Annotated in this window: 5 protein-coding genes; all 5 read right to left on the minus strand. The window is 62.2% G+C overall.

Translation table 11 applies throughout. From position 1 onward, the window contains the following. Positions 1–1475, minus strand: a 1475-nt coding sequence (locus tag EOA86_RS22625) for a heavy metal translocating P-type ATPase (protein ID WP_164891909.1), incomplete at its 3' end; no start/stop codon positions are given. Continuing rightward, a complete protein-coding gene (locus EOA86_RS22630; RefSeq protein WP_091595779.1) occupies positions 1472–1969 on the minus strand; it encodes a FixH family protein in 498 nt (165 codons plus the stop codon). The genes EOA86_RS22625 and EOA86_RS22630, both read right to left, overlap by 4 nt. Then, positions 1966–3525, minus strand: a complete 1560-nt coding sequence (gene ccoG / locus EOA86_RS22635) for a cytochrome c oxidase accessory protein CcoG (protein WP_029354962.1) — start codon at positions 3523–3525, stop codon at positions 1966–1968. Before ccoG ends, EOA86_RS22630 begins: the two co-directional genes overlap by 4 nt. A gap of 166 nt (positions 3526–3691) precedes the next feature. Beyond that, on the minus strand, positions 3692–4555 hold the full coding sequence (gene ccoP, locus EOA86_RS22640) for a cytochrome-c oxidase, cbb3-type subunit III (protein WP_029354960.1): 864 nt from the start codon (positions 4553–4555) through the stop codon (positions 3692–3694). 2 nt (positions 4556–4557) lie between these two features. Continuing rightward, a complete protein-coding gene (locus EOA86_RS22645; protein WP_024502864.1) occupies positions 4558–4707 on the minus strand; it encodes a cbb3-type cytochrome c oxidase subunit 3 in 150 nt (49 codons plus the stop codon). Positions 4708–4763: the final 56 nt, after the last annotated feature.

The raw sequence follows: 4763 nt of genomic DNA on the forward strand, positions 1-4763 counted from the left end.
GTCATGGCCTTTGAAAACGGGTGACGCGAATGCGCGGCCATGTCGGCGGCGATTGCCAGCATGCCCGGATCAATCGAGTCCGCATTGACCAGCCGGGGCTGGCCGAGCGTGAGCGTGCCGGTCTTGTCGAACACGGCAGTATCGATCGCCGCGAGGCGCTCCATGGCCGAACCGTCCTTGACCATGATACCGCTCTCGAAAAGCCGCCGCGCCGCGACCACTTGGACGATCGGCACGGCGAGGCCGAGCGCGCAGGGGCATGTGATGATGAGAACAGCGATGGCGATCGTCATCGCCCGGTGCCAGTCGCCGGTCGCCGCCATCCAGCCCAGGAATGTCACGAAGGCGGTGAGATGAACCAGGGGCGCGTAGAGTGCCGACACGCGATCAGCGATGCGGCGATAGTGCGCGCGACCGCCCTCGGCGGATTCCATCAGCCGAACCATCTCCGCCAGGAACGAATCCTTTGCGGCGGCTGTCGCCTGGATCGTCAGCGGGCCGGTAAGATTGAGCACGCCGGCCTGTACTGCTTCGCCCGGCGCCACGTTTTTCGGCGTGCTTTCGCCTGAGGCCAGCGAGCAGTCGAGATCCGACGTTCCCTGGATGATCTTGCCGTCGACGGGGATCCTCTCACCGGCCGCGATCAACAACCGCATGCCTGGTTCGATCTCGCCGACCGGCAGATAGTCGCGCGCGCCGTCGCCGCGCATCACCATTGCGCCACGCGCGGCCATCTGAGACAGGCCCTTCACGGCAGTCCGGGCACGCTCCCGCATCACATGATCCAGCGTGCGCCCGATCAAAAGGAAGAACAGCAGCGATACCGACGCGTCGAAATAGGCGTGGTCGCCATGATTGATCGTCTCATAGAGGCTCATGGCATAGGCGAGCGAAACACCGACCGCGATGGGCACGTCCATATTCATGCGACCATGGCGCAAAGCATTCCAGGCCGAACGGAAGAAGATTCCGCCGGCGAAGGCGAGGGCAGGAATGGCGATCAGCGCCGAGACCCAGTGAAACAGGTCGCGGGTAGCACCTTCGGCGCCGGACCAGACAGAGACCGAAAGCAGCATGATGTTCCCCGCCGCAAAGCCGGCAACAGCGACAGCGCGGATCAGTTCGGCAAGCGTCTTGTCCTTGTCATCGACCTCGGGTGTGAACAGATGCGCCTCGTAGCCCAGCCTGCCAAGCGCGGCGACGAAGGGTGGCACCTCGTCTCCTCGCCACCGGACCGCGACCCGCTTCGTCGACAGGTTGACGCGCGCGCTTTCGACGTGATCGAGCTTTCCAAGTGCCGCCTCGATCGTCTGGATACAGGCGGCGCAATGAACCGTCGGCACTGAAAGATCGGTCTGCCGAAGATCATCGCCAAGCGATCGGCTCGCCAACCTGATCTCCTGGCTGGATGGCAGGACCGACGTGGCGCCGTTCAGATCCAGCGCCATTTCAGCGCCCGGTGCACAACAGCTCATTGCAGCGCTCCATGAGAAATCATAATCCTGCGGACGTCGCGATAGGGTCGTGTCAGGCCGGCATCGGTGTCGACTTCGACGATCCAGACGCCGTCCTTCGGCATATGCTGGGCGGCGAACTCCTGGCCGGAGGCGAGGGCGAGCGTGACGGACTTGTCCTCTTTCTCGTAGGCGGGATGACGAAACAGCACCTTGACGCCGTGCAGAGGAACCGGCTTGCCTGCAGCGTCGGAGAGGCTGTAGCGGACTTCGCCCCATGCGATGGTCAGCTTGCCGGTCCAACCGAGCGCTGCTTGAGCGCGGCCGGCCTCGGCCTCCTTGTTGAATTGCTGGCTGGCCACATAGGTGTTCTCGACGACGAGGCCGGTCCAACTCGTATTGGCGAGCGTGGCCATGGTCAGGTTGACCGCGATGACCACCCCGAAGAAGGTGAGAATGATGGCCAGCATGTGCCTGCCGGTGAATTCGCGAGGCTTTTGGGCATTGGCGGTCATTTGGCGGCCTCTGGCGCGTTGAATGTGGCGGCGTACTCGTTCGACTCGAAGCTCGCCTTATCCTCGACACGGAACTTGAAGGTCTGTGCCGGGGCGTGGATCTGGTCCGCCGGTTGGCGAACGAAGACCTTCAACGTTTTCAGGCGGTCGGGTTCGACCGGGATGGCGAAAGACCGGCCGGCCGGGATGTCGTCGCCGACGACGACCATGTCGGCACCCTCCAGACCCTGCATGGTGACGACGATTGTCCTTGGCTCAGGGATCATGTTGAGCAGCTTGACGCTATAGCCATTGCGGATGGAGCCATCGGATAGTGTGACGAATTGCGGATTGCGGTCATGCAGCACGTTCAGTTCGAGCCGATCGCGCGTCAGCAGCGAATAGAGCAGGCCCAGCCCGATCAGCGACCACAAGCCCATGTAGACGTAGGTGCGCGGCCGGAAGATCTTGCGAATGTGAAAATGCGCCACCTGATCGGAGAAGGTGCCGACAGCAGTCCTGACCAGCGACGGATTGATTGAACTGGAGCCGCCTGCGGTCGCCAGCATCATGTTGGCGTTGTAGTCGGAGAGCGTCGCGTAGGAGATCAGCCCGCGCTCCTTGCCGAGCTTGTCCATGACGCCGTCGCAGGCGTCGATACACAGCGCGCAGGTAATGCATTCGAGCTGCTGGCCGTCGCGAATGTCGATTCCCATTGGGCAGACCGCGACGCAGGCATTGCAGTCGACGCAGTCGCCGACGGACTGCCCCGAGGCTTGCACCTTCTTGGCGTGGCGCGATCGCGGCTCGCCGCGCCAGTCATTGTAGGTGACGGTGAGCGAATTCTCATCGAGCATGGCTGCCTGGATGCGCGGCCATGGGCACATATAGGTGCAGACCTGTTCGCGCATCAGGCCGCCGAAGGTGTAGGTCGTCGCCGTCAGCACGGCGATGGTGATGTAGGCGACAGGTGCGGCGGTACCGGTGAAAAGCTCGCCCACAAGTGTTGGTGCATCAGCGAAATAGAAAATCCAGGCGCCACCGGTCGCCGCCCCTATGACAAGCCAGATGGCGTGTTTCGAGACCCGCAGCATCAGCTTGCGGGCGGTCCAGGGGCCGGCATCGAGTTTCATGCGGGCGTTGCGGTCCCCCTCAATCGCACGCTCGACGACAAGGAACAGATCGACCCACACGGTCTGCGGACATGCATAGCCGCACCAGGCACGGCCGACAGCAGAGGTAATCAGGAAAAGTCCAACACCGGCCATGACCAGGAGGCCGGCCACATAGAAGAATTCCTGCGGCCAGATCTCGATGAAGAAAAAGTAGAAGCGCCGATTGGTGAGATCGAGCAGCACGGCCTGGTCCGGGGCAAATGGGCCACGATCCCAATGCAGCCACGCAGTCAGGTAATAGATGCCAAGTGTGATCGTCATCACCAGCCATTTGAAGCGGCGAAAGTTGCCCGAGGCGCGCTTCGGAAAGATCTTTTGACGCGCGGCATAAAGGGGCTTGCGGGTTTTGGCGGCATTGACAGTTTCTGTTTCGAGCCGTGTCAACTGCGTCTTGTCACGCACGTGCAACTCCACTTTCCCAGCCAATGTCAGGGGCACCTGTCGAAAAGCCTCGCGGTAGGACAGCCTTGCCGGGTTGTGCAGATCGCATTAGGAATGGTGTCGAGGCCCGGCTCGCGCCGGGCCTCGTCCGCTTGGCAGGGGTGACCGAAGAATAGGGCTTCCATTCCTATTCTCCGCCGCCAAGCGAATGGACATAAACTGCAAGTTCCTTGACCTTGATCTCGCCGAGACGGCCAACCCAGGCCGGCATGACGCCCTGCTTTGGCGCACGAACCTGGGCGGCGATGGCCGTCTCGCCGGACCCGTAAAGCCAGATCGCGTCAGTCAGGTCGGGGGCGCCGAATTCCCTGTTGCCTTTTGCATTGTCGCCGTGACAAGCGACGCAGTTCTCGGCAAAGACCTTGGCGCCGGGTTGGATCAGACTTGCATCGCGGACCTTGCCGGAAAGGCTGGCCACGTAGGCGCTGACTTGTGCGATCTGGTCGGCGGTGATGATGTCGCCGAAGGCCGGCATTTCTGACAGTCGCGTGTCCGGATCGGAAGCAAAGCGGAGGCCGTGCGTGATCGTCTGCTTGATCTGGTCGGGGCTGCCGCCCCAGAGCCAGTCATCGTCATTCAGGTTGGGAAAGCCCTTCGACCCCTGAGCGCCGGAGCCGTGGCATTGCGTACAGTTGACCTTGAACGCGGCAGCCCCGGCAGCGACCGCGAATTCGCGCAAGGCATCGTCGGTCAAGATCTCCGAGACGCTCTTTGCCTGGATGGCTGCAACATACTTGCCCTTGGCGGCCTCGGCCGCGGCAAGGTCGTTCTTGACGTCCTTACGGCTTGAATAGCCGAGCATGCCCTTGGTTGCCGAGGTCAGCATCGGCCATGCCGGGTATGCGGTCGTATAGACGAGCGCCCACGCTATGGTGACGTAGAAGGTAATCACCCACCATCGCGGCAGAGGATTGTTGAGCTCCCTGATGCCGTCCCATTCATGGCCGGTGGTTGAGACGCCGGAGACCTCATCGATGTGCTCGTCGCTCATGATCACTCGTCCTCGAGCGGAATGCGGGCAGCTTCGTCGGCCAGCCTTCGGCTGCCGGGGCGTAGGGCAAAGGCGATGCACCCGACGAAGAACAGCGCCATCGCAACCAGGCCCCAGCTGTCGGCAAACGCCCGCATCAAATTGTAGGTCATCAGCGTTCTCCTCAGCGGTAGCCGGCGGCTTCGTCGTAATTTTTGAAGTCGACCAG

Origin of the sequence: Mesorhizobium sp. M5C.F.Ca.IN.020.32.2.1 (assembly GCF_004023105.1) — a bacterium.
GTDB lineage: Bacteria > Pseudomonadota > Alphaproteobacteria > Rhizobiales > Rhizobiaceae > Mesorhizobium > Mesorhizobium wenxiniae.